Annotated in this window: 20 protein-coding genes; 7 read left to right on the top strand and 13 right to left on the bottom strand. The window is 62.3% G+C overall.

The genetic code is table 11. The features are described from left to right. Nucleotides 1-124 precede the first annotated feature (124 nt). Complete coding sequence (locus MTP40_RS00820) at nt 125-1,534, top strand: S1C family serine protease (protein ID WP_249259663.1); 1,410 nt, start codon at nt 125-127, stop codon at nt 1,532-1,534. Nucleotides 1,535-2,035: 501 nt separating this feature from the next. Here MTP40_RS00820 and pulA read toward each other — a convergent pair. Next, complete coding sequence (pulA, locus tag MTP40_RS00815; RefSeq protein ID WP_249259662.1) at nt 2,036-3,991, bottom strand: type I pullulanase; 1,956 nt, start codon at nt 3,989-3,991, stop codon at nt 2,036-2,038. 124 nt (nt 3,992-4,115) lie between these two features. On the opposite strand from pulA, the gene MTP40_RS00810 reads away from it, so the two are divergent. Next, the gene (locus MTP40_RS00810) at nt 4,116-6,155 is read left to right on the top strand and encodes an AAA family ATPase (protein WP_207684318.1); all 2,040 of its coding nucleotides are present in this window, start codon (nt 4,116-4,118) and stop codon (nt 6,153-6,155) included. 37 nt (nt 6,156-6,192) lie between these two features. Here MTP40_RS00810 and MTP40_RS00805 read toward each other — a convergent pair whose 3' ends face one another. From MTP40_RS00805 to MTP40_RS00750, 12 genes are all read right to left on the bottom strand, one after another. Continuing rightward, nucleotides 6,193-7,155 (bottom strand): helix-turn-helix transcriptional regulator, encoded by a 963-nt coding sequence (locus tag MTP40_RS00805; RefSeq protein WP_207684317.1) that lies wholly within the window; start codon nt 7,153-7,155, stop codon nt 6,193-6,195. Nucleotides 7,156-7,258: 103 nt separating this feature from the next. Beyond that, nucleotides 7,259-8,119: a prephenate dehydrogenase gene (locus MTP40_RS00800; protein WP_097772985.1), complete on the bottom strand. Its 861-nt coding sequence runs from the start codon at nt 8,117-8,119 to the stop codon at nt 7,259-7,261. Continuing rightward, nucleotides 8,109-9,383 (bottom strand): 3-phosphoshikimate 1-carboxyvinyltransferase, encoded by a 1,275-nt coding sequence (gene aroA / locus MTP40_RS00795; protein ID WP_249259661.1) that lies wholly within the window; start codon nt 9,381-9,383, stop codon nt 8,109-8,111. Before aroA ends, MTP40_RS00800 begins: the two co-directional genes overlap by 11 nt. Before the next feature lies 1 nt (nt 9,384). Further along, nucleotides 9,385-10,401: a 3-deoxy-7-phosphoheptulonate synthase gene (gene aroF / locus MTP40_RS00790; protein WP_005928429.1), complete on the bottom strand. Its 1,017-nt coding sequence runs from the start codon at nt 10,399-10,401 to the stop codon at nt 9,385-9,387. 121 nt (nt 10,402-10,522) lie between these two features. Next, nucleotides 10,523-10,987, bottom strand: a complete 465-nt coding sequence (locus MTP40_RS00785) for a type II 3-dehydroquinate dehydratase (RefSeq protein WP_005928431.1) — start codon at nt 10,985-10,987, stop codon at nt 10,523-10,525. Beyond that, nucleotides 10,968-12,230, bottom strand: coding sequence for a shikimate kinase (locus MTP40_RS00780; protein ID WP_154276841.1), 1,263 nt, complete (start codon nt 12,228-12,230; stop codon nt 10,968-10,970). Before MTP40_RS00780 ends, MTP40_RS00785 begins: the two co-directional genes overlap by 20 nt. Further along, the gene (gene aroC, locus MTP40_RS00775) at nt 12,231-13,373 is read right to left on the bottom strand and encodes a chorismate synthase (RefSeq protein ID WP_249259660.1); all 1,143 of its coding nucleotides are present in this window, start codon (nt 13,371-13,373) and stop codon (nt 12,231-12,233) included. It abuts the gene before it with no gap. Nucleotides 13,374-13,376: 3 nt separating this feature from the next. After that, nucleotides 13,377-14,420: a 3-dehydroquinate synthase gene (gene aroB, locus MTP40_RS00770; RefSeq protein WP_249259659.1), complete on the bottom strand. Its 1,044-nt coding sequence runs from the start codon at nt 14,418-14,420 to the stop codon at nt 13,377-13,379. Further along, nucleotides 14,417-15,487: a chorismate mutase gene (locus tag MTP40_RS00765; RefSeq protein ID WP_035393171.1), complete on the bottom strand. Its 1,071-nt coding sequence runs from the start codon at nt 15,485-15,487 to the stop codon at nt 14,417-14,419. Before MTP40_RS00765 ends, aroB begins: the two co-directional genes overlap by 4 nt. Before the next feature lie 158 nt (nt 15,488-15,645). Next, nucleotides 15,646-15,807 carry a hypothetical protein gene (locus tag MTP40_RS00760; RefSeq protein ID WP_181967289.1) on the bottom strand — a complete coding sequence of 54 codons (162 nt, stop codon included), beginning with the start codon at nt 15,805-15,807 and terminating at the stop codon, nt 15,646-15,648. Between the two features lie 4 nt (nt 15,808-15,811). Continuing rightward, nucleotides 15,812-16,576 carry a hypothetical protein gene (locus MTP40_RS00755; protein WP_156066348.1) on the bottom strand — a complete coding sequence of 255 codons (765 nt, stop codon included), beginning with the start codon at nt 16,574-16,576 and terminating at the stop codon, nt 15,812-15,814. Between the two features lie 8 nt (nt 16,577-16,584). Further along, nucleotides 16,585-17,307: a lysophospholipid acyltransferase family protein gene (locus MTP40_RS00750; RefSeq protein WP_154276838.1), complete on the bottom strand. Its 723-nt coding sequence runs from the start codon at nt 17,305-17,307 to the stop codon at nt 16,585-16,587. Between the two features lie 195 nt (nt 17,308-17,502). Here MTP40_RS00750 and MTP40_RS00745 point away from each other — a divergent pair, with 195 nt between their 5' ends. The 5 genes from MTP40_RS00745 to MTP40_RS00725 all read left to right on the top strand — a co-directional run bounded on the left by MTP40_RS00745 (nt 17,503) and on the right by MTP40_RS00725 (nt 22,704). After that, a complete protein-coding gene (locus MTP40_RS00745; RefSeq protein WP_249259658.1) occupies nt 17,503-18,339 on the top strand; it encodes a DUF624 domain-containing protein in 837 nt (278 codons plus the stop codon). A 39-nt stretch (nt 18,340-18,378) separates the two neighbouring features. Next, complete coding sequence (locus tag MTP40_RS00740) at nt 18,379-19,752, top strand: hypothetical protein (RefSeq protein WP_249259657.1); 1,374 nt, start codon at nt 18,379-18,381, stop codon at nt 19,750-19,752. A 57-nt stretch (nt 19,753-19,809) separates the two neighbouring features. After that, a complete protein-coding gene (locus tag MTP40_RS00735) occupies nt 19,810-20,418 on the top strand; it encodes a cytidylate kinase-like family protein (RefSeq protein ID WP_097769755.1) in 609 nt (202 codons plus the stop codon). Between the two features lie 144 nt (nt 20,419-20,562). Continuing rightward, nucleotides 20,563-21,957 (top strand): MATE family efflux transporter, encoded by a 1,395-nt coding sequence (locus MTP40_RS00730; RefSeq protein ID WP_249259656.1) that lies wholly within the window; start codon nt 20,563-20,565, stop codon nt 21,955-21,957. 45 nt (nt 21,958-22,002) lie between these two features. Continuing rightward, nucleotides 22,003-22,704 (top strand): HdeD family acid-resistance protein, encoded by a 702-nt coding sequence (locus tag MTP40_RS00725; RefSeq protein ID WP_005928467.1) that lies wholly within the window; start codon nt 22,003-22,005, stop codon nt 22,702-22,704. The last annotated feature ends 20 nt before the right edge of the window (nt 22,705-22,724 follow it).

Genomic DNA, 22,724 nt, shown 5'->3' with positions numbered 1-22,724 from the left:
ACATATTCTTCACCCGGTCAGCGATTCCTTTTCACAATTACCGGATACAATAGAAACAGTTCCAAGGAGGTGCGGCAGAAGCGCCCCCTCCGAACCATTCCCTTTGAGAAAGGAAGTAACCAGTATGGATAACGAGAACAAGTGGGAATACGATTATTCCTCTGAACATAGCCAGACCGGCGAGACCGGCTACCCCAACGTTGGCTCCTCCGGCATGAACACCGCCAACACGGCAGGCACCTACGGCGAGGCCGCACAGGCTGCCCCCCAGGCCGAGCCGAACAGCGGCAGCGATGGCGGCGCGGTGCCGCCTCCGGAAGGCCCCCGGTATCAGGCCGCACAGGGAAGCCCCAAACAGCCCCCCAAGAAGCGCCGCCGGAAAAACGGCGATATCGCCCGCAGTGCAGTTGCGCTGGTGCTGGCCGCAGCCATGGGCTTTGTCGGCGGCTTTGTGGGAGCCCGGGTGGGCAACACAGGCGGCAAGGTGGTCATTCAGCAGGTGGCACCTTCCTCCACGTCCAGCAGTGATTCCGGCTCTGCCTCTGCGGTGAACACCGCTTCCGGCATGACCACCGCTCAGGTCTCTGAGATGGTCAGCCCCAGCGTTGTGGTCATCACCACCGAGCAGGTGGTCTACTCCCAGTGGTCCTGGTACGGCCAGAACCAGGTGGAGAGCGGCGCAGGCAGCGGTGTCGTGATCAGCTCCGACGGCTATATCCTGACCTGTGCACACGTTGTGTCCGGCGCATCTAACATCACCGTAACCATCGGCGATACCGATTACCCCGCCACCGTGGTAGGCGAGGATGACACCAGCGACGTGGCTGTCCTCAAGATCGATGCCACTGACCTGACCCCCGCCACCGTTGGCAACAGCGACAGCCTTGCCGTGGGCGAGAGCGTGCTGGCCGTGGGCAACCCGCTGGGTGAGCTGGGCGGCACCGTGACCAGCGGCATCGTCAGCGCCCTGAACCGCAGCGTGACCATCCAGGGCACCAGCTCCACCAACACCATGTCCCTGATCCAGATGGATGCCTCTGTCAGTCCCGGCAACTCCGGCGGCGGCCTGTTCAACATGAACGGTGAGCTCATCGGTCTGGTCAACGCAAAGTCTTCCTCCAGCGATGCGGAGGGTCTGGGCTTCGCCATCCCCATCAACGATGCCATCAAGGTGGCACAAGATCTGCTGGAGAATGGCTATGTCTCCGGCCGCCCCTACATGGGCATCACCTATCTGGCTGTGACCGATGCCCAGACCGCCGCACAGCTCAACGTCACTGCCTACGGCGTTTACGTTGTGGATGTTGTGCAGGGCGGCCCCGCCGACAAGGCCGGTCTGAAGACCGGTGACCGCATCGTAAGCATCGACGGCACTGAGATCGCCCAGAAGGACGACCTTGGCACCCTGATCCAGCAGCATGCCGCCGGTGATACCCTTTCCATCACCGTGGCCCGGGAAGGCCAGATGCAGACTGTCAGCCTGACTCTGGGCGAGAAGAATGCCCAGACCCAGCAGGCACAGAAAAACTCCTGATTCTCCCCAATCTTTTTCCTGATCAATAAATCAAAAATCCCCTGACCGGCGTTGAACTAGTCAGGGGATTTTCAATTGCAGGTTGTCGAAAGTTATGGTATACTAAACTCGCTGTCAGAGATGACAGCAAAGGCGCTGTGTCCACAACGCAGGCGGCTGCTCCTTACCGGCCCAAACGCCGGGTAAGGCATTTTTCTTGAGAAGTTGCCACTCCCCGGACGCTTACGGGCAGAAAGGGGGTGAGAGCCATGAGTTTTTCGGATGTTGCAGTGTTGCTAACGCTGATCGGCGGAACCATCTTCGTAACGTTTCAGATCACATGGAAAATCGCCACAAGCGATAAAAAACGCAAGAAAAAATGACCGCCTCACAGTTCCCCAACTTGAACGGTCATTTTTCTTGATCACCAGGTAAGGAGCTAGTCGTTTGCGGGCCAGCGCCTTTTCTATTTGTAGTATAGTCATTTTTTAACGGTTTGTCAAGCAACGGCAGACCGTATTTTTATACCTGCCCGAACACGGTGGCGCTCAGGGGCAGGAGGACGGTCTGGCCGGTGCAGATGCGGCTGCTGCCCCGCCACAGGCTGGAGGAGATGCCGTCGCTCAGCAGCTTCCAGCTGCCGCCGGGCAGGGTGACGACCTGCGCCGTTTCGGTGGGGTTATAGTAGACGCACAGGGCGCTCCATGCCGCGCCGTCGCCCCACTGGGCAGGGAGCCGCCAGCCCACAAGAGGCTGTTCCAGCGGGAAGAACTCGATGGCGGCAGGGCTGGCCTTGTCCAGCGCGCCCAGCCGGGGGAACGCCGCCCGCAGACCAATGAGCCCGCGGTAGTAATCCACAAGGCTGTGGAACTGCTCGGCCCGGTGCCAGTCCAGCCGGTTGAGGGCCGGGCTGGAGCGGTAGCTGTTGCCCTGCCCCTTCTTGGTGCGGGCAAACTCCTCGCCCGCCTGCCAGAAAGGCAGGCCCATGCTGGTCAGGTAGATGCCCGCTGCCAGCCGGTTCTGGGCCAGCGCGGTCTTGTCCACAGCGGCAAACTCCGGGCGGGCGTAGCGCACCATCAGGAGCTTATCCCACAGGGTGAAGTTGTCGTGGGCCGAAACGTAGCTGATGATCTGCCCCGGGGCGTGAGGCGGCAGCTTTTCACTGCGGCACCACGCTGCCACCGAAGCACCGATATCCCAGAAACTCCCGGGCTTGCCCTCCACAAAGCCCGGCTCCCGGGCATCGAAGCAGCCGCCCTTGATGGCATCCCGGGTGTTGTCGCAAAAGATGCCGATGCGCTCGTTCAGCATATTCAGGTTGTTCTTGTTGGCCTCGTACCGGTGCAGGGCGCTGCAGCCGCCCTGCCACGGCTCACCGTACATCAGGATATCCCGCCCGCCGGGCAGTTTGTCCAGTTCAGCCCGGAGGAGGTTCATGGTCTCCACGTCATACAGGCCCATCAGGTCAAACCGGAAGCCGTCGATGTGATATTCCCGTGCCCAGTAGAGCACCGAATCAATGAGATAGCGCCGGGCCATGGGCCGCTCGGAGGCAAACTCGTTGCCGCAGCCGCTGCCGTTGGAGAGGGAACCGTCGTCGTTCTGGCGGAAGTAGTAGAGGGGCACCACCCGGTTCAGCACATTGTCGGAGCGGTACATGTGGTTATACACCACGTCCATTACAACGCCGATGCCCGCCGCATGGAGGGCCGCGATCATCTGCTTGCACTCCCGCACCCGCACCTCACCCCGGGTGGGGTCGGTGGAGTAGCTGCCATCGGGCACATTGAAGTTGGTGGGGTCGTAGCCCCAGTTATACTGCCGGGTCAGGGGGCGGCTCTCATCCACGCTGCCAAAATCGAAGATTGGCATGAGCTGAACATAGCTCACCCCCAGCCGTTTGAGGTAATTCAGGCAGGTAGGGTGGATGCCGTCGCTGCTCAGGGTCGTGCCCTGCTGGGTAAAGGCCAGAAATTTGCCCCGCCAGGCTGTGTGCACACCGCTGGCCGGGTCTTGCGAGAAATCCCGGACGCTGACCTCCCACACACTGCGGCGGGCCGGTGGGATCACTGGCCGCACATCCCGCTCCCAGCCCTGCGGGTCTACCCGGGCCGGGTCAAAGATCATGCTGCGCACCCCGTTCACCCCAGCCGCGCGGGCGTAGGGGTCCGCTGCATTGCAGGTGCCAAACGGGGTGGTAAGGGTGAAATCGTAGTATTTTCCGTGCTGGTCGCCGGGCAGATAGATGCTCCACACACCCTTGTCCTGCTGCTGCAGGGGCAGGGTGCCCACACAGGCCCCGCCGGTGCCCCGGCGGTACAGGTTCACTGCTGCCTGTTTTGCCGTGGGAGCCCACAGGCGCAGGTGTGTCCCGGCGGGGGTATACTCCACCCCCAGCGGGCCGTAGTATTCCGTCTGGCGGGCAAAGGCTTCGCTCTCAAACAGCGTCTTCCATTCAGCAGGTGTTCTTGGCTCCATGGCAATTCATCCTTTCATTTGACAATAGTGTAACGAACTTTGTCCTTTATTTCAACCCTTTCCTTGCAAAACGTACCAGACTCCACTATACTGAAAGAAAAAGCACTGCACGGAGGGAAGTTTTATGGCATACACCGATGATTGGGAAAGTCTGATGAACGGCGTGTTCGGCCCGGGGGGCAGATTCAAGGCCGCCCCCGGCACTTCTGCACCCAAAACAGGCGGCAGCGCCGCCCTGCCTGACCTGAACGCGGCGCTTCTGGAACAGCAGAAACGGCTGGACGAGCTGTTGAAGCAGCAGAACGCCCAGCTCAGGACCCAGAGCGATGCCACCGCCGCCGCGCTGGAAAGCAGCCGCCAGATGCTGCGGGACATGGAGGACGAAGGCCTGCTGGCCAGGGGCACCACCGACGTGAAGCCGGAGCACCTGGGCAGCTTTGAAGGCCTTGCCGCCGAGGTCAAGCAGACGGTGCTGGGGCAGGATGCTTTTGTGGACAGCGTGGTGCGGGCCATGCGCCGCCCCTTTGTGCTTGGCACCGAAGCCCCCGCTGCCCGCAACGTCATTCTGCTCACAGGCGGGGCAGGCACAGGCAGGCATTTTGCACTGGAAGAAACCGCCCGCTGCATGGCGGCCCGGGGTCTTTTGCAGAGCGACAGGATCGCCACGCTGGATCTGGCCCTTTACCCCAATTCCGGAGCCGAGAAGCTCTTCCTGCAGGACCTCTACGCCGCCCTGCACGCACCCGGGGAGATCCTTGCCTTTGAGCACTACGAGAGCTGTTATCCCGGCTTTCTGAAGACCCTGTCTGATCTGGCCGTCAAGGGCAGCGCCCCCCTGTCCAGCCGGTATCTCGTGAACAAAGAGGGCATCCTTGTGGATGCAGGCACGGCGCTGGCCCCGGGAGCCGTCAGCCGTATCGACCCCTGCGGCAAATACCTCATCTTCTACTCCCACAAGGGCCGGGAGGCACTGGCTGACAAATTCGGTGCGGCGCTGGTGTCGGCACTGGGGGATGTCTGCGAGACGGCCTCCTACACCCGGGAGGATCTGGCCGCCCTTGCCGCACAGCAGCTCAACGGGCTGGCCCAGAAGATCCGCACCCGGCTGGGGCTGACCCTTTCCGCCGGGGCCGACGTGCGGGACTATGTCGCAGCTCAGTGCACCGCACAGAAGGGTGCGGCAGGCCTTTCCGCGTGCACTGACCGCATCTTCCGCGCCCTGAGCGAATACTGCCTGCGGACCGATGAAACCCTTACCGGCACCGTGACCCTGACCGCCGGGCCGGAAGGGGTGCTGTTCCGCCTGAACGACGACGCAGACCAGCCCCTGTTCGACCTGCTGCCCGCCGCCTACACCGGTGCGCTGGATGCCATCCGCGCCGAGATCAACGAGCTGGTGGGCCTTGCCCCGGTCAAGGAATATGTGTTCGGTCTGGCCGACAACCTGCAGGTGCAGCAGCGCCGGGCCGCCGCCGGGCTCAAGACTGCCAGCCTTTCGATGCACATGATCTTCACCGGAAACCCCGGCACCGGCAAGACCACCATTGCCCGGCTGGTGGCGAAATACCTGAAAGCCATCGGTGCCCTCAAGGGCGGCCAGTTGGTGGAGGTGACCCGTGCCGATCTGGTGGGCCGCTACACCGGCCACACCGCCCCCCTGACCAACAGCGTCATCGAGAGCGCCCTGGGCGGCGTGCTCTTCATTGACGAGGCATACAGCCTTTACCGCGGCGAACAGGACAGCTTCGGGCTGGAAGCCATCGACACGCTGGTGAAGGGGATGGAGGATCATCGGGATGAGCTGGTGGTCATTCTGGCAGGTTACACCAGGGAGATGGAGACCTTCCTCACCGCCAACAGCGGCCTTGCCAGCCGTTTTCCCAACCGGATCGAGTTCCCGGACTACACCGCCGTGGAGCTGCTGCAGATCACCCAGGTCCTTGCCAAAAACAAGGGCTACACCCTGGCCGAAGCCTGTACCGAACCCCTGCTGGGCTATTATGCCCGCTGGCAGACAGCCGATGCCCGCACCGCCGGCAATGGCCGCCTTGCCCGGAACACACTGGAAAAGGCCATCTTCCACCAGAGCCGCCGCCTTGTGGCCGAGCCCGCCGCTGCCCTGGATCTGATCCTGCCCAGTGATCTGGAATTGAAAGAACCGTAAACACGCAAAAAAGGACTGCTTTCGCAGTCCTTTTTTGTTATTGATGCTGTTCTGCCAGCCGGGCGGTCATCTCCCGCATTCCCTGCCGCACTTCGGGCGGGGCAACCACTTCTATCTTGCCGCCAAAGCCGCAGACCCAGCCATAGAACTGGTCACTGACGCAGATGGGGACATCGAAATGGAAGCAGCCATTCTCCTCGGGCAGGAACACGGGCGTTGCGCCAAAGCGCTCCCGCATGGCACCTTCCAGATCCGCGGTGCACTGCAGGGTAACGCGATGCTCCGGCCCGCCGTACATTCCAAAGTGCTTGCGCAGATAGGCAGGCAGGTCAAGATCCGCAAACTGCTCCTGACCCCGCCGGGGCGCATCCAGCACCCGGACCCCGCTCATCTTGTCCACCCGGTAATGGCGGATGCCCTTTTCATCGGCAAAGGCAATGAGGTAGTAACACCCGTTCTCCCAGGCCAACTGCCACGGGCTGACGGTCCTTTTCTCTTTCTCGCGGCTGTCGGCTTTTCTGTAGAGGAACTCCACCATTTTACCGTTGTTGATGGCCTCGTGCAGGGCATCGATGCTGTACAGCAGGCTCTTGCTGTCGGTCTTGGGACGGCCCTCCACATAGACCTGACGCTGCAGCTGGCTGCCCTCGTAGTTGGAGCAGAGCTTTTCCAGCTTGTGGATCAGCCGCCTGCTCGTGGTGCCGGATACCACCCGGCTTGCCTGCACGGCATCCACCAGCAGCTTGAGCTCCGCCAGATCAAAGGTGCGGCTGGCAAGGAAATACCCGCCGCCCCGGCCCCGGCGCAGCTTGATGTCATAGCCCAGCGCACCCAGTGCCTCAATATCGCTGTACACGCTCTTGCGCTCGCAGCGGATGCCCTGCGCCTCCAGCAGCTCCACCAGCTGCGGCACGTTCAGCAGGTGGTTTTCATCGGTCTGCTGCTCAAAAATGCGCAATAGCGCCAGCAGCTTGGATTTCTGGCCTTCCTGTTTGGGCATTCGGTACACCTCATTTTTTCGTGTTGTGCCAAACCTCTCAGTCTCGATTCCAGCTCCCCAGCAGGGGAGCCAGAAAAAACAGCAGTGCTGTGTGCTGAAAAGGTTACGGCGCTTTCTTATCAAACGCCGCGCGGCGCTGGGTGGACAGGCGGAACATCTCCTCCAGCTTTTCCCGGTCATCGGCCACAAGGGCGTTGCGCATCTCGTTCAGCGCCCCGCTGAACTGGTCGATCTCGGAGATGAGGTTTTCCTTGTTCCAGAGGAACAGCTCCGCCCACATCTTATCGTTGATGCGTGCAATGCGGGTCAGGTCCCGGAAGGAATCGCCGGTGTACTCGCACAGCGAGGTATTGTCGTTGGCGCACATCAGGCTGACGGCGATGGCATGGCAGAGCTGGCTGACATAGCCGATCATCCTGTCATGCTCCTGCACGGTCAGGGTGCAGATATGCTTGAAGCCCAGCACTTCGGCCAGCTCCCTGGCCCACTGAATGGCCTCCGGGGTGTTCTTTTCCGTGGGGGTCACAATGAAGTTGGCCGGGGCAAAATTCACCTCGGCGGCGTGCTCCACGCTGGAGGTCTCACGGCCCGCCATGGGGTGGCTGGCAATGAACTCCACGCCCGGCCTGCACATGGCCTGGATCGGCTCCACCAGACCGGTCTTTACGCCCGACACATCGGTAAAGATGCAGCCCTCCTTCAGCAGGTGGCCATAGGTCCGGAACCACTCGATCAGGGCCGTGGGGTACAAGCCAAAGATGATATGATCGGCCTGACGCACCAGATCCTCAAAATCGTGGGTCTTGCCGCTGGCGATATAGCCGTGGTCGAGGGCATACTGCAGATGGCCCTCGCTGCGGTTGATGCCGTCCACATGGAACCCGGCCCTGCTCAGCTCCAAGGCGTACTTGCCGCCCAGCAGGCCCAGGCCCACAATGAGATAACGCTTTGATTTATCCAACATGTTCCACCTCCGCGCCCAAAGGCTTGATGGCTTCCAGAAAATCCGGCCAGCTCTTGGCAACGGCCTCGGCCCCGCTGATGGGCAGGGCCAGCCCGGCGGCCAGCGCCAGCACCGCAAGGCTCATCACCACGCGGTGGTCGTTGTGGCCGGAAAGCGGCTGCTCCGGGGCATGGAGCGCGCCGGCACAGCCATGGATGGTAATGGTGCCGCCCTCGCTCTCCAGCTGCCCACCGCAGGCCCGCAGCTCGGTCTCCATGGCCTCGATGCGGTCACTCTCCTTGATGCGGAGACGCTCGGCGTTGCGGATGACCGTGGTTCCCTCACACAGCAGGCCCAGCACCATCAGCACAGGGCCCAGGTCGGGGCAGTCGGCAAGGTCGATGTCCGTTCCGTGGAGCGGGGTCTTTTCAAACACCACGCCCTGCCCGGTGCGGGTGAATCTTGCGCCGCACCGCCGGAGGATCTCCAGAATGGCCGCATCGCCCTGCAGGGTCTCCTCAGACAGGCCGGTGATGGCCACACCGCCGGTCACAGCGCCCAGCACGGCAGGAAAAGCCGCCTGGCTGTAATCGCCCTCCACGGTGTAATCACCGGGAAGATAGTGCTGCCCGCCGGGAATTTCCAGCGTGTTTTCATCCAGCCAGCGGCTCTCCACGCCAAAGGCGTGCTGCACCGCGCGGGTCATATCGATGTAGCTCCGGCTCTCCACGGGCGGGATGAGGTGCAGGGCGCTGGTGCCGCCCAGCAGGGGCAGGGCAAACAGCAGCCCGCTGATGAACTGGCTGGACACGTTGCCCGCCAGCTCGTATTCGCCCGGGGTCAGGGCACCTTCCACAGTCAGGCGGTCCGCGCCCTGCTCAAAACGCAGGCCCTGCTGCTCATACAGCGTTTTGTAGACCGACTGGGGCCGCTCCATCAGCCGCCCACGGCCTGTAAAAGTCACTTCCTGCCCGGTCAGGCCGGCCAGTGGGATGAGGAAGCGCAGGGTACTGCCGCTCTCACAGCAGTCCACGGGGGCATCAACCGGCAGAAAGCGGCCCAGCCCCTCCACCACCGCGTCGTTTTCACCGGTGGTAACACGGGCGCACAGCCGGGCCGCCGCGCCCAGCGTGGCGGAGATATCCTTGCTGAAAGCAAGATGATGGAGATGGGAGGTTCCCTTTGCCAGCGCCGCGCAGAGCACCGCCCGGTGAGCCATGCTTTTGCTGGGCGGCGCGGCGATCCTGCCCGCCACTGCGCGGGCGCGTTTTACCACCACATCCATCTTACATATCCCGGCCAATGGCCCATGCGACCTGACGGCACTTTGCCATGGCCTGTGCAAAGGCATCCGGGGTCAGGCACTGTGCGCCATCGCTCCATGCGTGGCGGGGATCATAGTGGACTTCCACCTCCAGACCGTCGGCACCGGCGGCCACAGCGGCGATCATCATCGGCTCAACCAGATTGGCCTTGCCGGTGGCGTGGCTGGGGTCCACGATGATGGGCAGATGGGTCTTTTCGTGGATGATAGGCACAGCGGAGAGGTCGAGGGTGTTGCGGGTGTACTTCTCAAAGGTGCGGATGCCCCGCTCGCAGAGAATGACCTGCTCGTTGCCGCCGGCCATGATATACTCTGCGGACATGATCCACTCCTCGATGGTGTTGCACAGGCCGCGCTTGAGCAGAACAGGCTTGTGCATCTTACCCACGGCCTTGAGCAGCTGGAAATTCTGCATGTTGCGGGCACCGATCTGTACCACGTCCACATATTCCTCAAACTCCGGGATCCGGTCCTCGCTCATCAGCTCGGACACGATGGGCATTCCGGTGGCCTCCCGTGCCTTGACCATATCGAGGATGCCCTCGGTCTCCAGACCCTGGAAGGAGTAGGGAGAGGTGCGGGGCTTATAAGCGCCGCCGCGGAACAGGCTTGCACCGCCCGCCTTTACGCCGTTGGCAATGCGCAGTGCCTGCTCCTCGCCCTCAATGCTGCAGGGGCCTGCCATCACGGCGATCTTCTCGCCCCTGCCGATCTTCACGCCGCCGCAGTCGATGATGGAATCGGCGGGGTGGAACAGGCGGTTGGCCCGCTTATAGGGGGCGGACACGCGGGTGACGTTGTCGATCCAGGGGTTGGCCAGCACGTCGCGCTCATCGATCTTGGTGGTATCGCCCACCAGACCGAACACATTGTAATCCTTGCCGGTGATCAGGGTCACATCCAGGCCCTGCTTCTCGAATTTGTCTACGATCTTTTCCAGCTCTTCCTTGGGGGTGCCTTTTTTGGTCGAAATGATCATCTTGTTTCTTTTCCCTTCTGTTTTGTCTCTATGCTTTCAGTTTTGCTGCACAGCCTGCCCTACTTGCCAAGGGCTCCCCCTTCGGGGGAGCTGGCGAGCGAATGCGAGACTGAGAGGGTTGTTACTGCACCAGGTGCGTCTGTGCGCCGCCATCCAGCCGGAGCAGCTGCACAAGGTAGGCGCAGGCATGGAGATATCCGCTGACCCCCTCGCCTGCAAAACGGCCCTGACAGCCAAAGGAGACCACATCCACGCTGCGGAAGGGCTCCTTGCCGCTGGGGTCGGCCAGCATCACTTCCACGGCGGGCACGCCGCACACCTGCAGCGCTTCCAGAATGGCCACGCTGTAATAGGCGTAGCCGCCCGGGTTGAGGATGATGCCATCGGCCCGGCCTGCCGCCGACTGGATCTCATCGATGAGGTCACCCTCGTGGTTGGACTGAAAAAAGTCCACCTGAACATCCATCTGGGCACAGCCCGCCTCGATATAATCCAGCAGTGTATTGAAATCGATCTGCCCCTCCATGCCCGGCTCCGTGAACTGGGTCAGGTTGAGGTTGGGACCGTTAATGACTAAAAATTTCATCCAGCGCCTCCATTGCCGCCGTCACGGCATCCGCAGGGGTGGTCTTGTTGGGGATCACAGCATCCGCTGCCGCCAGATAGAGCGGGCGGCGCTGGGCTTCCATGGTTTTCAGGGCCTCAGGGCTGGTGGAAAGGGGCCTTCCGCCGCCCACCAGCAGATCTTCCAGCGGCCGGTCGATAAAGAGCACGATGCCGTTGGCGTGGAGCGCCCGGAGGTTTGCCGGGTCTTTGACCACGCCGCCGCCGCAGGAGATGACCTGCCGGTTCTCCCTGGCAAAGCGGGCGGTCTGCGCGGCCTCCAGCTTCCGGAAGCCTGCCTCCCCCTCAGCGGCAAAGATGTCCGGGATGCTCCGGCCGTCGGCCTTGACGATCTCCTCGTCCAGATCCACGAACCGCTTGCCCAGCCGTTCCGCCAGAGCGCGGCCCAGGGTGGATTTGCCCGAGGAGGGCATCCCGATGAGGGCAATGTTCAGCTGTTCCCGCCGCAGCTCGCTGGTCACACGGGCGATCTCGGCACCGGCATCCTCAAACTTGCGGTCGAGGAAAAATTCTGCCGCGTACACTGCCTGCGCCACCAGCATTTCCAGACCGCCGACGGCAACGGGCACCCCCAGCTCCTCGGCCCGGAGGATGAGCTCGGTCTTATCGGGATTATAGATGACATCGATCACGGCTTCCAGCCCGGGCATGGAGGTGATATCCAGGGCGCTCACGCCCACATTGGGGTACATGCCCACCGGCGTGGTGTTGATGATGATCTGCGCCCCGGTGGTCAGGGCCTGAGCATAAGTCAGCTCTCCCTTTTCGGGGTCGGGATGGCGGCTGACGGTATAGATCTGTTTCGCGCCCCGGTCATGGGCCACGGCCCAGGTGGTGTTGTGGGTGCCGCCGGTGCCCAGAATGAGCACGGTCCTGTCCTTGAACTCCACACCGTGTGCATCGCACAGGTAGGAGAAGCCGGGGTAATCGGTGTTGTAGCCGTAGAGCAGGCCGTTCCTGTTGACGATGGTGTTCACGGCGTTGATGGCCTTGGCGTGGGGGTCGATGTAGGAGCAGTACTCCATGACCACCAGCTTATAGGGGATGGTGACATTGATGGCCCTGAACTGCCGCCGGGTCATAAAGGCCCGGACTTCCTCTTCCGTGGGCAGGGGGCACAGGTCGTACCGGTAGCCGCAGAGCATCTCGTGGATGACCTTGGAGTAGGAGTGGCCCAGCCGCCCGCCGATGAGTCCGTATTCCATTTACAGCACCTCCTTGCGGTAGCCGGTGGGGTCCTCCATCCAGGCCATGCCGTATTTTGCGGTGAGCAGGTCGCCCACGGCCAGCGCGGCGGCGCAGGTCTGCACAATGGCGGCCCGGGGCACGATGCAGGGGTCGTGGCGGCCCTGAATGGACAGCTCCGCGTCCTTCTTTGCGATATAATCCACCGTGTCCTGCGTTTTGTAGATGCTGGGGGTAGGCTTGACCGCCGTGCGGAACACCACGGGCATCCCGTTGGAGATGCCGCCGTTCAGGCCCGCATTGTGGTTGGTGGCGGTGACGATGCGCTCCCCCTGCATCCGGAAGGCATCGTTGGCCTCCGAGCCCTTCTGGTCCGCAAAGCCGAAGCCGGAACCGAACTCGATGCCCTTGACCGCCGGGATGGAGAAAGCCAGGTGAGCGAGCTTGCTCTCCACGCTGTCAAAATAGGGTTCGCCCACGCCTGCGGGCAGGCCCAGAATGGCGGTCTCCAGCACGCCGCCCACACTGTCGCCCTCGGAACCGGCGGCACGGATGGCAGCTTTCATGGGTTCCTCCACACTGCCGTCCAACAGGGCAAAGCCCTCGAACTTGTTCAGCAGTGCCTCGGCCTGCGCCGCCAGCGCGGCGGGATCATCCAGCGCAAAGGGGGCATCGCTGATCCCGGCACACCGCCCGATGTGCGTCACGATCTCGATCCCGGCCCGGTTCAGAGCGCCCAGCACCAGAGCGCCGCCCGCCACCAGCGCGGCGGTGACGCGGCCCGAAAAGTGGCCGCCGCCCCGGGCATCCTGATAGCCGTGGTACTTGGCGTAGGCGGTGTAATCCGCATGGCCGGGCCGCAGCAGGTCAGCCGTTTTGGCATAGTCGCCGCTGCGGGTGTTCTGGTTTTCGATCATCAGAGCAATGGCGGTGCCGGTGGTGCGGCCGTTGACCACGCCGGACAAAAACTGCACCGCATCCCCCTCCACACGGGGAGTGGAAAGGCCGTCGCCCCGGGCACGGCGCTTGTCCATGCAGGCAGCAAGAAAGGCTTCGTCCACAGGCACGCCCGCCGCCATGCCGTCCAGCACCGCGCCGATGGCCCTGCCGTGGCTCTCGCCAAAAATGGTCAGCGAAAGGTCGCTGCCAAAGGTGTTTTTCATGGCTTACTCCTCCACACCCAGCAGGGGGCGCAGGCCCTCCACGGGGATGGTCTCGGCCCGCCAGCAGCCCAGACCCGGCACCTTGATCACCGTAATCTGGCCGCCCTGGGCCTTTTTATCGTGCAGCATCTCGGCCAGCACCTTTTCCTTGTTATAGGTGGTGCGGGTGGGCAGGCCGATGCGGCGGTAGACCGCCCGCACCCGCTTCTGCAGCGCCTTGGATTCGATCATGGGCAGCATGCCCAGCGCCACGCACTCGCCGTGGAACAGGCCCACGGTGCGGCGGCCCTTGATGCCCTTGACAGCCTCGATGCCGTGACCGATGGTGTGGCCGAAGTTCAGGGCCTTGCGCATCCCGCGCTCGGTCTCATCCTGCTCCACAACGTTCTTCTTGAACCGCAGGCTGCGGTAGATGATCTCGCTGATCTGGGTGTCGATGTCGCCCTTTTCAAAGATGGCGAACAGCTCGGGGTCGGCCAGCAGGCCCGCCTTGACCGCCTCTGCCAGACCGTTGATGTAGTGGCGGCGGGGCAGGGTGGAAAGGGTGGCCGGGTCCACGATGACCAGCTTGGGCTGCCAGAACGCGCCCACGATGTTTTTGGTATCACCCAGATCCACAGCGGTCTTGCCGCCGATGGAGGAATCGATCATGGAAAGGGTAGTGGTGGGGCAGTTGATGAAATCGATGCCCCGCATGTAGGTGGCAGCGGCAAATCCGGCCAGATCACCGACCACGCCGCCGCCCACGGCCACCACCAGGTCGCCGCGGCCCATGTTGAACTCCAGCATCTGCCGGAGCACCGTTTCCAGGATCTTGAAGCTCTTGCTGGCCTCGCCCTGCGGCACCGTGATGATGGTGGATTCCCGGCACTGGTCGGCCACGCGCTGGGCATATTCGGCAGGCACGCCGCTGTCGGTGACAACGGCCACCTTGCGGTCCAGCCGGGCAAACTGGTACAGATTTTCCAGTGCACCGTTTTTCAGGATGATATCATAACTGCGCTCGCCCAGATTCATGGTGAGCTTTGTCCCGATGAAATCGCTCATTTCGTATACACTCCTAACAGCCGTACCGTGCGGCAGACATGATTCAGCTCGCGCAGCAGCGCGGCGGTCTTTTCGGCGGCGGGGTCTCCCACCAGCTCGACATAAAAATAATAATCAAAGGGAACGTGGGGCAGCGGGCGGCTCTTGATGGACTCCATATCGTAGCCGCTGGCACCGATGACCTGAATGACCTCGGCCAGCTTGCCGGGCTTGTTGTCCAGCGTAAACAGCAGGGAGAACCGGTTGCCCGCCGTGGGCTTTTCGCGGCTGAGGACGATGAAGCGGGTGGTGTTGTCGCCGTCAGTGTTGATGCTGGGCACCAGCACCTCCAGCCCGTACAGGGCGGCAGTTTCCACACTGGCAATGGCCGCCTTGGTCCGGTCGCCGCTCTCCGCCACGAACTTTGCCGCCATGGCCGTGTTGGGCATGGCCGTGGCGGGCAGGCCGAACTGCTTCAGGAAGGTCTCGCTCTGGGCAATGGCCTGCTGGTGGCTGTACACACGGGTCAGGTCGGAAAGCTGGGTGCCGGGCAGCACCAGCAGGTTCTGGGAGATGGGCAGGTCGTAGACATCCACCACCCACAACCCGGGGTGGTTATAGCACAGGTCCAGCACCGCCGACACATCCCCCGCGTGGCTGTTCTCAAAGGGCACCACGCCGTGGGCGGCATCGCCCTTTTCCACGGCATCGAACACCTCATCCCAGGTGGGGCAGCTCACAGCCTCGGCATGGGGAAAGAGCGCCCGGAGCGCGATGTGGGCAAAAGCACCTTCCACGCCCTGATAGGCGGCGCGGTTGCGGCCCAGCACCTCGGCCTCGTACTGCTTGGCCACGTCCATCATGTTCTGCACATGGTCCCGGTAATAGGGGCGCAGGGCCGGGTCCCCGATCCGCGCTTCGGCCTTGTCCAGCACCACCTTTTCGCGGGCGGCATCAAAGATGGGCAGGCCGTGGGCCTTTTTGTATTCCGCCACGCTGAGCACCGCCTTCATCCGCCGCTCAAACAGGGCAGCCAGCTGGGCATCCACCGTGTCGATCTCCCGGCGGGCCTGTTCCAGTGCGTCCATCATTCCACATCCTTTGCATTTCGTGATACTGGATTAGTATACCATAACTCGGACACGGAAACAACAAAGGGCGCACGGTTTCAGGGTGGACAACTTTTCAACTAGCACCTGTAAAAAGCGAATAGAATTGAAGAGGTGCCGCCCGTGGCAGCACCTCTTCAGCGTTTCAGATCTTCCCGGCTTCGCGCCGTTCCATAGTATCTCCCATAGGGGTTTTCCAGCTCAGCGGCACGGGGCGGAACAGCCGCGGCAGGCGGTTCCGGCGCGGGGGCCGGGCGGCGGGGCGCGCCTTTTTCCCGGCGCAGGATACGAAACCGCATCGGCTCACCTCTCCGCTTCCACGGTGGAGACTGCCCCGGCGGTCAGTGCCTGCCAGAGCTCCTCGCCTCCCGCAAGGTTCTCCTCGGTGCCGGTGTTCCAGGCTCCGCGCATCCCGACGTAGAAATCCGCAAGATAGGTCTGGCTGTCGCCGCCCTGGGCGTGGGTGGTGTCGGCGCGGTACTCGCCCAGGTCCAGCCCGGTCAGCACCGGGCAGTCCGTCCAGCGGTAGACCATGTTCCACCAGTCGCTGTCGCTTCCGGCTTCGGGCAGGGTGCCGTCCAGATACCGCAGGGAGCCGGTGCTCTCCTGAAAGCCTGCCGGGTCATACAGCAGGAACACCGAACTCAGGCCGCCCGCCACATCTGTGGCCAGCTTGGTGGTGCCCGCCATGGTCAGGTAGGCATCGCTCTCGGTCTGGGTATCCCCGGCAGAATAATCCAGCGTGTAGACATTCAGGGTCACGACCGTTTTGCCGTCGCCGTTCAGGTCCTCGCCGTACCGGGCCAGCTGCTCCTGCAGGGCGGTCACGGTGTCATCCGGCAGGTAGTAGGGGGCCACCGCTGCCACATTATAATCGGGCTTGGTGGTAAAGAAATACTGCCCGATGAAGCTGTAAGCCACAAAGGCCGCTGCAATGCCGATCAGGAGGACCCACTTGAGGTTATAATCCCACCAGTTGGCCCAGCGCTCTTTGCGGGTATACTGTTTTTCCGCCCGCGGGGCAAGGTCTGCGGGGTCGATGTCCCGCTCGTAACGATAGCTTGCCATAGTTCTCCTTACAGTTGGGCCAGAATGGTCTGGCGCACGGCATCGGGCAGCTGCTTCTGTTCCGCCTTGCTCATGCCTGCGGTCTGGATGGCGGGCAGGATGCGCACCCGGATATCGCCGGGCGTGGCCCGCAGGCCGTGGCCCTCAAACAGGCCCCGCGCACCGGAGATGGCCACCGGCACCACGGGCACCCCCGTCTTGATGGCAATGCGGAAGGCACCGGCCTTGAACTCGCCCGCGCCGCCCTCTTCGCCCTTGTAGCGGGTGCCCTCGGGGAAGATGACGAAGCTCCGGCCGCTCTCCACGATGGCGGTGGCATCGTTCAGGGCCTTGACGGAAGCGCGGATGTCATCCCGCTTGACGAACACACAGCCCAGCAGCTTCATCCAGCGGTTGAGCAGGGGGATCTTTTCCAGCTCCTCCTTTGCCAGAATGCCGTGGGGCGCGTCCAGCGCGGTCAGCAGGATGGGGATATCATAGTAGCTGCGGTGGTTGCCCACGAACACGCAGGGCCCCGCCGGGATATTCTTCTGCCCTTCCACCGTCATCCGGGCCCCCGTAACACGCAGGATGCCCCGGCTCCAACGGGGGATGTTGGCCTTGACGATCTGCTCCACCGTGTCCAGATCCCCGGCAGCCAGGGCACGCTCGGCCCGGCGCAGGGTGGCATAGTGCACGATCATATAGCCAAACAGATAAACGAATAACGCAATGGTGCGTAAAATGCTCAAATTCCTTTCCTCCTTCCGGCCAAAAAGGCCAGTATCATTGTAACATACTTTGGGACAAAATGGGAGAGAACACACTTTTTTTACAAATACGTGCTTTTTAGCTTGCAAAATCCACAAAATCCGGGTATATTTATAAGCAGAAAGGTAGCACAATGGCATTGCTGCCCATTACAAAAGAGAGGTATTCCGGAACAAATGGGTTTATTTCCTTCTTCTAAAGATTTCAAGGACGGGCCGGGCGTTGAAAAGGACACGCCCCGCAAAACGGGCATAGGCCGCTTTTTTGAGCTGGTGGGCCGCGATATGAGCAGCATGTTCCTTGCAAACCTGCTCACCTGCATCGGCTTTCTGCCGGTGATCTGCCTGGTGTACATCGGCTTCCTGATGAACAACCTGACCGTGATGATCGTCAGCGCCATTGCGGGCGGCATCCTTGCAGGCCCCGCGCTGGCCGGCGTATATGATACGGTGCTGCGCGCCCTGCGTGACGAGGCCGGTTACTGGTGGACAACCTACCGCCGGGCCTTCCGGCAGAACTTCAAGGCCAGCATCCTGCCCGGCATCCTGTACTGCGTGGTCGTCACGGTGCAGATCTTCCTGGTCTATTTCTGCTTCAACATGCTGTACCACGGCACCAACGTGGGCGTTCCCATGTGGGTGGCCACGGTGCTGAACCTTGTGCTGTTCCACATGCTGTTTTCCTACATGTGGCCCCAGATCGTGCTGCTGGATCAGCCCCTGCGCCTGACGCTGAAAAACAGCCTGAACTGCATGATCGCGTTCCTGCCCCACGCGCTGGCCGCAGCGCTGGTCACCATCCTGTTCTGGGGCCTGGTGATCCTGTGCATGCCGCTGGGCCTGCTGCTAATGCTGGTGTTCGGCTTCTGGTTCCAGTGCGAGATCTGCTGCCAGATCGTCTACGGCGACCTGAACCGGGTGTTCCACATTGAGGAGAGCATCCAGAAGCTCCACGATGCCCAGCTGGAAAAGGAGCTGCGCGCCGAGCGCGGCCAGGACACCCCCGAAGAATAACACTGCGCCGTCCACAGCGCGCAAAGGAGAGAAGTGCGGATGGAACAACGGAACAATCTGGTGCTGCACGGCACCGAGACCTTCTCCCGGGGCGCACTGGACAATGTGGCGCTGGAAAGCGGCGCGGTGGTGCTGGATTCCTCCGCCGGCCGCTATCTGCCCTACGGCAGCTATACCACCCCGGAGTTCGCCATGCCGGCCTTCTGCAACCTGAATGTCAGCTGGAACGCCAGCGCCCCCCACAACACCATGGTCGAGGTGCGCTGCCGGGTCTATGCCGGGAACACCTGGACCGGCTGGCTCAGCTTTGGCAAGTGGGCACCGGATTACCCTCGCTGCAGCATCAAAGCCCAGAGCGAGGACGGGCTGGTGTTCCTGATGGGGGACACCGTCACCGTTGCCACACCGGGCGGCGGCACCGGCATCCAGCTGCAGGTGAACCTTTCCACCAACGATGACAAGGCAACCCCGGCTGTCCGGCTGCTGGCCGCCGCCGCACGCCCCCTTGCCTGGGAGAAGCACAACGGCCACCCGCTGAACCGGCGGCTCTACCTGCCGGAATATTGTCTGAGCGCCCACGACCCCAGCTTTGGCCGTGAGATGGACCTGCCCCTTGTGATGGCGGCCCTGATGAACCGCTACGGCGAGGATATCCTGCCCGAAGAAGTTGCCTACGCCATGGAGGACAAAGCCACCAGCTCCACCGGCAACGCCGCCTTTGCGGCTGCGGCGGCGGGCTGCTGCGGCTACCCCTGCTGGCAGGCCTGGATGGATCTGGCCGACCTGCGCGCCCAGATCCACGATGACTGCTCCATCGCAGTCCGGGTGGAGCGCCGCATCCGGGGCCAGCGGGACCCCGTGGGGGTCTGGATGGGCCTGCGGGGCTTTGGGCACGATGATGCCGTTCTGGCAGATTTCGTGCTGCTGAACGACCCCACTGCCGACAGCGACGGTGCCGTGAACTGCACCATGGCGCTGTCGGATTTTATGCGATACTTCACGGGCCGGGCCATTGCCCTGCGGCCCAAGCTGCGGGAAGTGGCCGCCGACCTGCCCAACCGGGTGCGATGCGACCTGACCCGCGCCGAGGATGGCAGCTATTTCTTTGAGCAGCGGGGCCAGCAGGACCCGCTGCCGGAGGATTTTTCCGGCTGGGCGGCTTATGCCGTCCACGATGGCGTGGCCCACGCCACCACCGCCCACCGCACCTTCCGCCGGATGGAGCGCACGCCCGAGGGCGGGCTGCTCTTCCCGCCCGAACAGCTGGCCGCAGGCGGCCGCTGCAGCGTGTACGCGGTGGACCAGACCGGGCGGATGCGGGTGGCGGAAGTCCGTCTCCCCGCGCCCCCCAAGCCCGCGGCAGAGCCTGCCGCACCCCAACAGGACCCAAGCACCGTGCAGCCCGGCCTCTGAGCCGGCAGCGCAAAGCGCTTTTCGGGATAGAAACCACAACATAGGGAGGAACACATTATGGCAAAAACGATCATCACCATTGGACGTGAGTACTGCACCGGCGGCAACTACATCGCAGAGGATGTTGCAAACGCACTGGGCATCAAGCTCTACGACAAGGAGCTGATCACCATGGCCGCAAAGCACTCCGGCCTCTCGGAGGAAGCCGTAGCCGCCAGCGAAAAACGCCGCACCCACAGCCTGCTGTACAGCCTGTATACCATGGGCAACGAGCTCCCGCTGGGTGATCAGGTGTTCATCCTGCAGAGCCGCATCATCAAGCAGCTGGCCGAGGAAGGCCCCTGCGTCATTCTGGGCCGCTGCGGTGACTATGTGCTGCGGGAGCGCAAGGATGTGCTGCGCGTGTTCATCTACGCACCGGTGGAATGGCGGCGTGAGCTGGCCAAGACCGACCCGTTGGTCAAAGCACACGATGAGAAGGGCATCAAGGAAGAGATCGAAAAGACCGACCGCAACCGTGCTGCCTACTACAACTACTACACCCAGAACCGCTGGGGCGATGCCCACAACTATGATCTGGCCATCAACGCCGCCCTGGGCCGCGAGACCTGCGTCAAGATGATCCTGGACGCTGTCGCCGCCAAGGAAAAGACCATGGCTGAGTGATCCCCGCCGGGCCGGACGGCCCAAAAAACAATGCTGCTTCGTGGGTAGGGTGCTTTTGTGCTCTGCCCACGTTTTGGGCAACGGCAACGCCCTCCTGTTCAAGCATAAACCCTCGTCTATCATTCAACGTCAAAAGGAGAAATCGTGGAAAACAAACAGCTCAATCTTTCCGAACCCGAAAACATCATGGGCACCATGGATGTCAACCCGCTGCTGATCAAGCTCAGCATCCCGATGATGATCTCCATGCTGGTGCAGGCACTGTACAACGTGGTGGACTCGATCTTTGTCGCCCGTGTCAGTGAGAACGCTCTGACCGCCGTCTCTCTGGCCTTTTCGCTGCAGAACATGATGTTCGCCGTGGGCATCGGCACCGGCGTGGGTGTCAACGCCCTGCTCTCCAAGAGCCTGGGCGAAAAGAACCAGTACCGCGCCAACAAGACCGCCGAGAACGGCCTGTTCCTGGCACTGTGCAGCTACCTGGTCTTTCTGGTGCTGGGCCTGACCGTTGTGCGCCCCTACTTCTACGCCCAGACTGCCGATGCCGACATCGCCGAGCAGGGCATCCGCTACCTGACCATCTGCTGCGTGCTCAGCCTGGGCATGTTCATGCAGGTGATGAACGAAAAACTGCTGGCCGCTACCAGCCGCACCACCCTGAGCATGATCAGCCAGCTGGTGGGTGCCATCGTCAACATCATCCTTGACCCCATCTTCATCTTCGGCTACTGCGGCGAGGCTCTGTCCGGCACCACCGGTGCAGCTTTGGCCACCGTCATCGGCCAGTTCTGCGGCGCAGGGGTCTCCTTCTACCTCAACCTCCGCAAGAACCCCGATATCCAGCTGGATTTCAAGGGCTTCCGCCCCAGCGCCGAAGCCATCAAACGGATCTACGTTGTCGGCCTGCCCAGCATCGCCATGCAGTGCGTGGGCAGCGTGATGACCTTCCTGATGAACCAGATCCTGATGGCCTTTACCGCCACCGCCGTGGCCGTGTTCGGCGTTTACTTCAAGCTGCAGAGCTTCGTGTTCATGCCCATCTTCGGCATGAACAACGGCATGGTGCCTATCATCGGCTACAACTACGGTGCCCGCAAGCCCGACCGCGTCAAAAAGACCATCAAGTGCGCCATGTTCTATTCCGAGGCCATCATGCTGGTCGGCTTCCTGCTGTTCCAGTTCCTGCCCGACAAGCTGCTGGGCCTGTTCTCCGCCAGCGAGGCCATGCTGGCCATCGGCAAGCCTGCCCTGCGCATCATCTGCTTCCACTTCCTGCTGGCCGGCATGAGCATCATCCTGTCCTCCACCTTCCAGGCGCTGGGCAACGGCATGTTCAGCCTGATCATCTCGGTCTGCCGCCAGCTGGTGGTCCTGCTGCCCGCCGCCTGGCTGCTGAGTAAGACCGGCAACGTGAATATGGTGTGGTGGTCCTTCGTCATTGCAGAGCTGGTCAGTGTGACCCTGAGCTTTGTGTTCTTTGCCCGCCTGGACAAGAAGATCATCGAGCCCATGTACGACAACGCTGCCGCTGCACAGTAAACCGTTTCAAAACCCGTCCGGCACAAGAAAGGAACGTGACCTCTTATGGCAAAGAAGTTGAAATGGAATCTGATCCTGATGAGCGTGCTCTACCTGGGGCTGGGCATCTTCCTGCTCATGCGGCCCTCCACCGCCCTCAACGTGGTCTGCTACGCCCTGGGCGGCGTGGTGCTGGTGTGCGCCGCCGTTCAGCTGGTGCGCTACTTTGCCGTGGAGCGCGGCATCTTTCAGAGCCAGCTCACCCTCATCTCGGGCATCATCTGCCTGGGCCTGGGCGCGTTCCTGATCCTCCGCAGCGACATCGTGGTGCGCATCCTGCCCATCGTGTTCGGCCTGTTCGTCATCTTCGACAGTCTGGGCCGCATCCAGAACGCTCTGGACCTGCGCCGCTGTGAGTACCCCAGCTGGAAGGGCTTCCTTCTGCTGCCGGTGCTCAGCGTGGTGCTGGGCGTGGTGATGATCCTGAACCCCTTCGGCACCATGGAGACGCTGGTCATGGCCATTGGCATCATCCTCATCATCGAGGGTGCCATCAACCTGCTCAGTGCCCTGTACACCGTGCTGGCCATCCGCCGCTTTGCCAAGCTCCACCCCGAGACCCAGTCCATGCTGGAATCCCTGACCGGTCAGGATCTGAACGGTGACGGCGTGATCGCCCCGGACATCGCCCCTGCCGACGTGGAAGCCTCCGCCGTGGAGCTGGATCATGTGGATGAGAGCGCGGAAGTGGAGCAGGAAGAGGATTAAACTCCCTCCGTCATCGCTGC

It is taken from the genome of Faecalibacterium sp. IP-3-29 (genome assembly GCF_023347335.1).
Lineage (GTDB): Bacteria > Bacillota > Clostridia > Oscillospirales > Ruminococcaceae > Faecalibacterium > Faecalibacterium duncaniae.
The sequence above is the reverse complement of the archived record's forward strand: the minus strand, read 5'-3'. Positions and strand labels throughout refer to the sequence as shown.

Bases quoted from the DNA above. Each gene is read 5' to 3' on its own strand.
- MTP40_RS00820 (WP_249259663.1), top strand. From the start codon at position 125: ATGGATAACGAGAACAAGTGGGAATACGATTATTCCTCTGAACATAGC.
- pulA (WP_249259662.1), bottom strand. From the start codon at position 3,991: ATGGAGCCAAGAACACCTGCTGAATGGAAGACGCTGTTTGAGAGCGAA.
- MTP40_RS00810 (WP_207684318.1), top strand. From the start codon at position 4,116: ATGGCATACACCGATGATTGGGAAAGTCTGATGAACGGCGTGTTCGGC.
- MTP40_RS00805 (WP_207684317.1), bottom strand. From the start codon at position 7,155: ATGCCCAAACAGGAAGGCCAGAAATCCAAGCTGCTGGCGCTATTGCGC.
- MTP40_RS00800 (WP_097772985.1), bottom strand. From the start codon at position 8,119: ATGTTGGATAAATCAAAGCGTTATCTCATTGTGGGCCTGGGCCTGCTG.
- aroA (WP_249259661.1), bottom strand. From the start codon at position 9,383: ATGGATGTGGTGGTAAAACGCGCCCGCGCAGTGGCGGGCAGGATCGCC.
- aroF (WP_005928429.1), bottom strand. From the start codon at position 10,401: ATGATCATTTCGACCAAAAAAGGCACCCCCAAGGAAGAGCTGGAAAAG.
- MTP40_RS00785 (WP_005928431.1), bottom strand. From the start codon at position 10,987: ATGAAATTTTTAGTCATTAACGGTCCCAACCTCAACCTGACCCAGTTC.
- MTP40_RS00780 (WP_154276841.1), bottom strand. From the start codon at position 12,230: ATGGAATACGGACTCATCGGCGGGCGGCTGGGCCACTCCTACTCCAAG.
- aroC (WP_249259660.1), bottom strand. From the start codon at position 13,373: ATGAAAAACACCTTTGGCAGCGACCTTTCGCTGACCATTTTTGGCGAG.
- aroB (WP_249259659.1), bottom strand. From the start codon at position 14,420: ATGAGCGATTTCATCGGGACAAAGCTCACCATGAATCTGGGCGAGCGC.
- MTP40_RS00765 (WP_035393171.1), bottom strand. From the start codon at position 15,487: ATGGACGCACTGGAACAGGCCCGCCGGGAGATCGACACGGTGGATGCC.
- MTP40_RS00760 (WP_181967289.1), bottom strand. From the start codon at position 15,807: ATGCGGTTTCGTATCCTGCGCCGGGAAAAAGGCGCGCCCCGCCGCCCG.
- MTP40_RS00755 (WP_156066348.1), bottom strand. From the start codon at position 16,576: ATGGCAAGCTATCGTTACGAGCGGGACATCGACCCCGCAGACCTTGCC.
- MTP40_RS00745 (WP_249259658.1), top strand. From the start codon at position 17,503: ATGGGTTTATTTCCTTCTTCTAAAGATTTCAAGGACGGGCCGGGCGTT.
- MTP40_RS00740 (WP_249259657.1), top strand. From the start codon at position 18,379: ATGGAACAACGGAACAATCTGGTGCTGCACGGCACCGAGACCTTCTCC.
- MTP40_RS00735 (WP_097769755.1), top strand. From the start codon at position 19,810: ATGGCAAAAACGATCATCACCATTGGACGTGAGTACTGCACCGGCGGC.
- MTP40_RS00725 (WP_005928467.1), top strand. From the start codon at position 22,003: ATGGCAAAGAAGTTGAAATGGAATCTGATCCTGATGAGCGTGCTCTAC.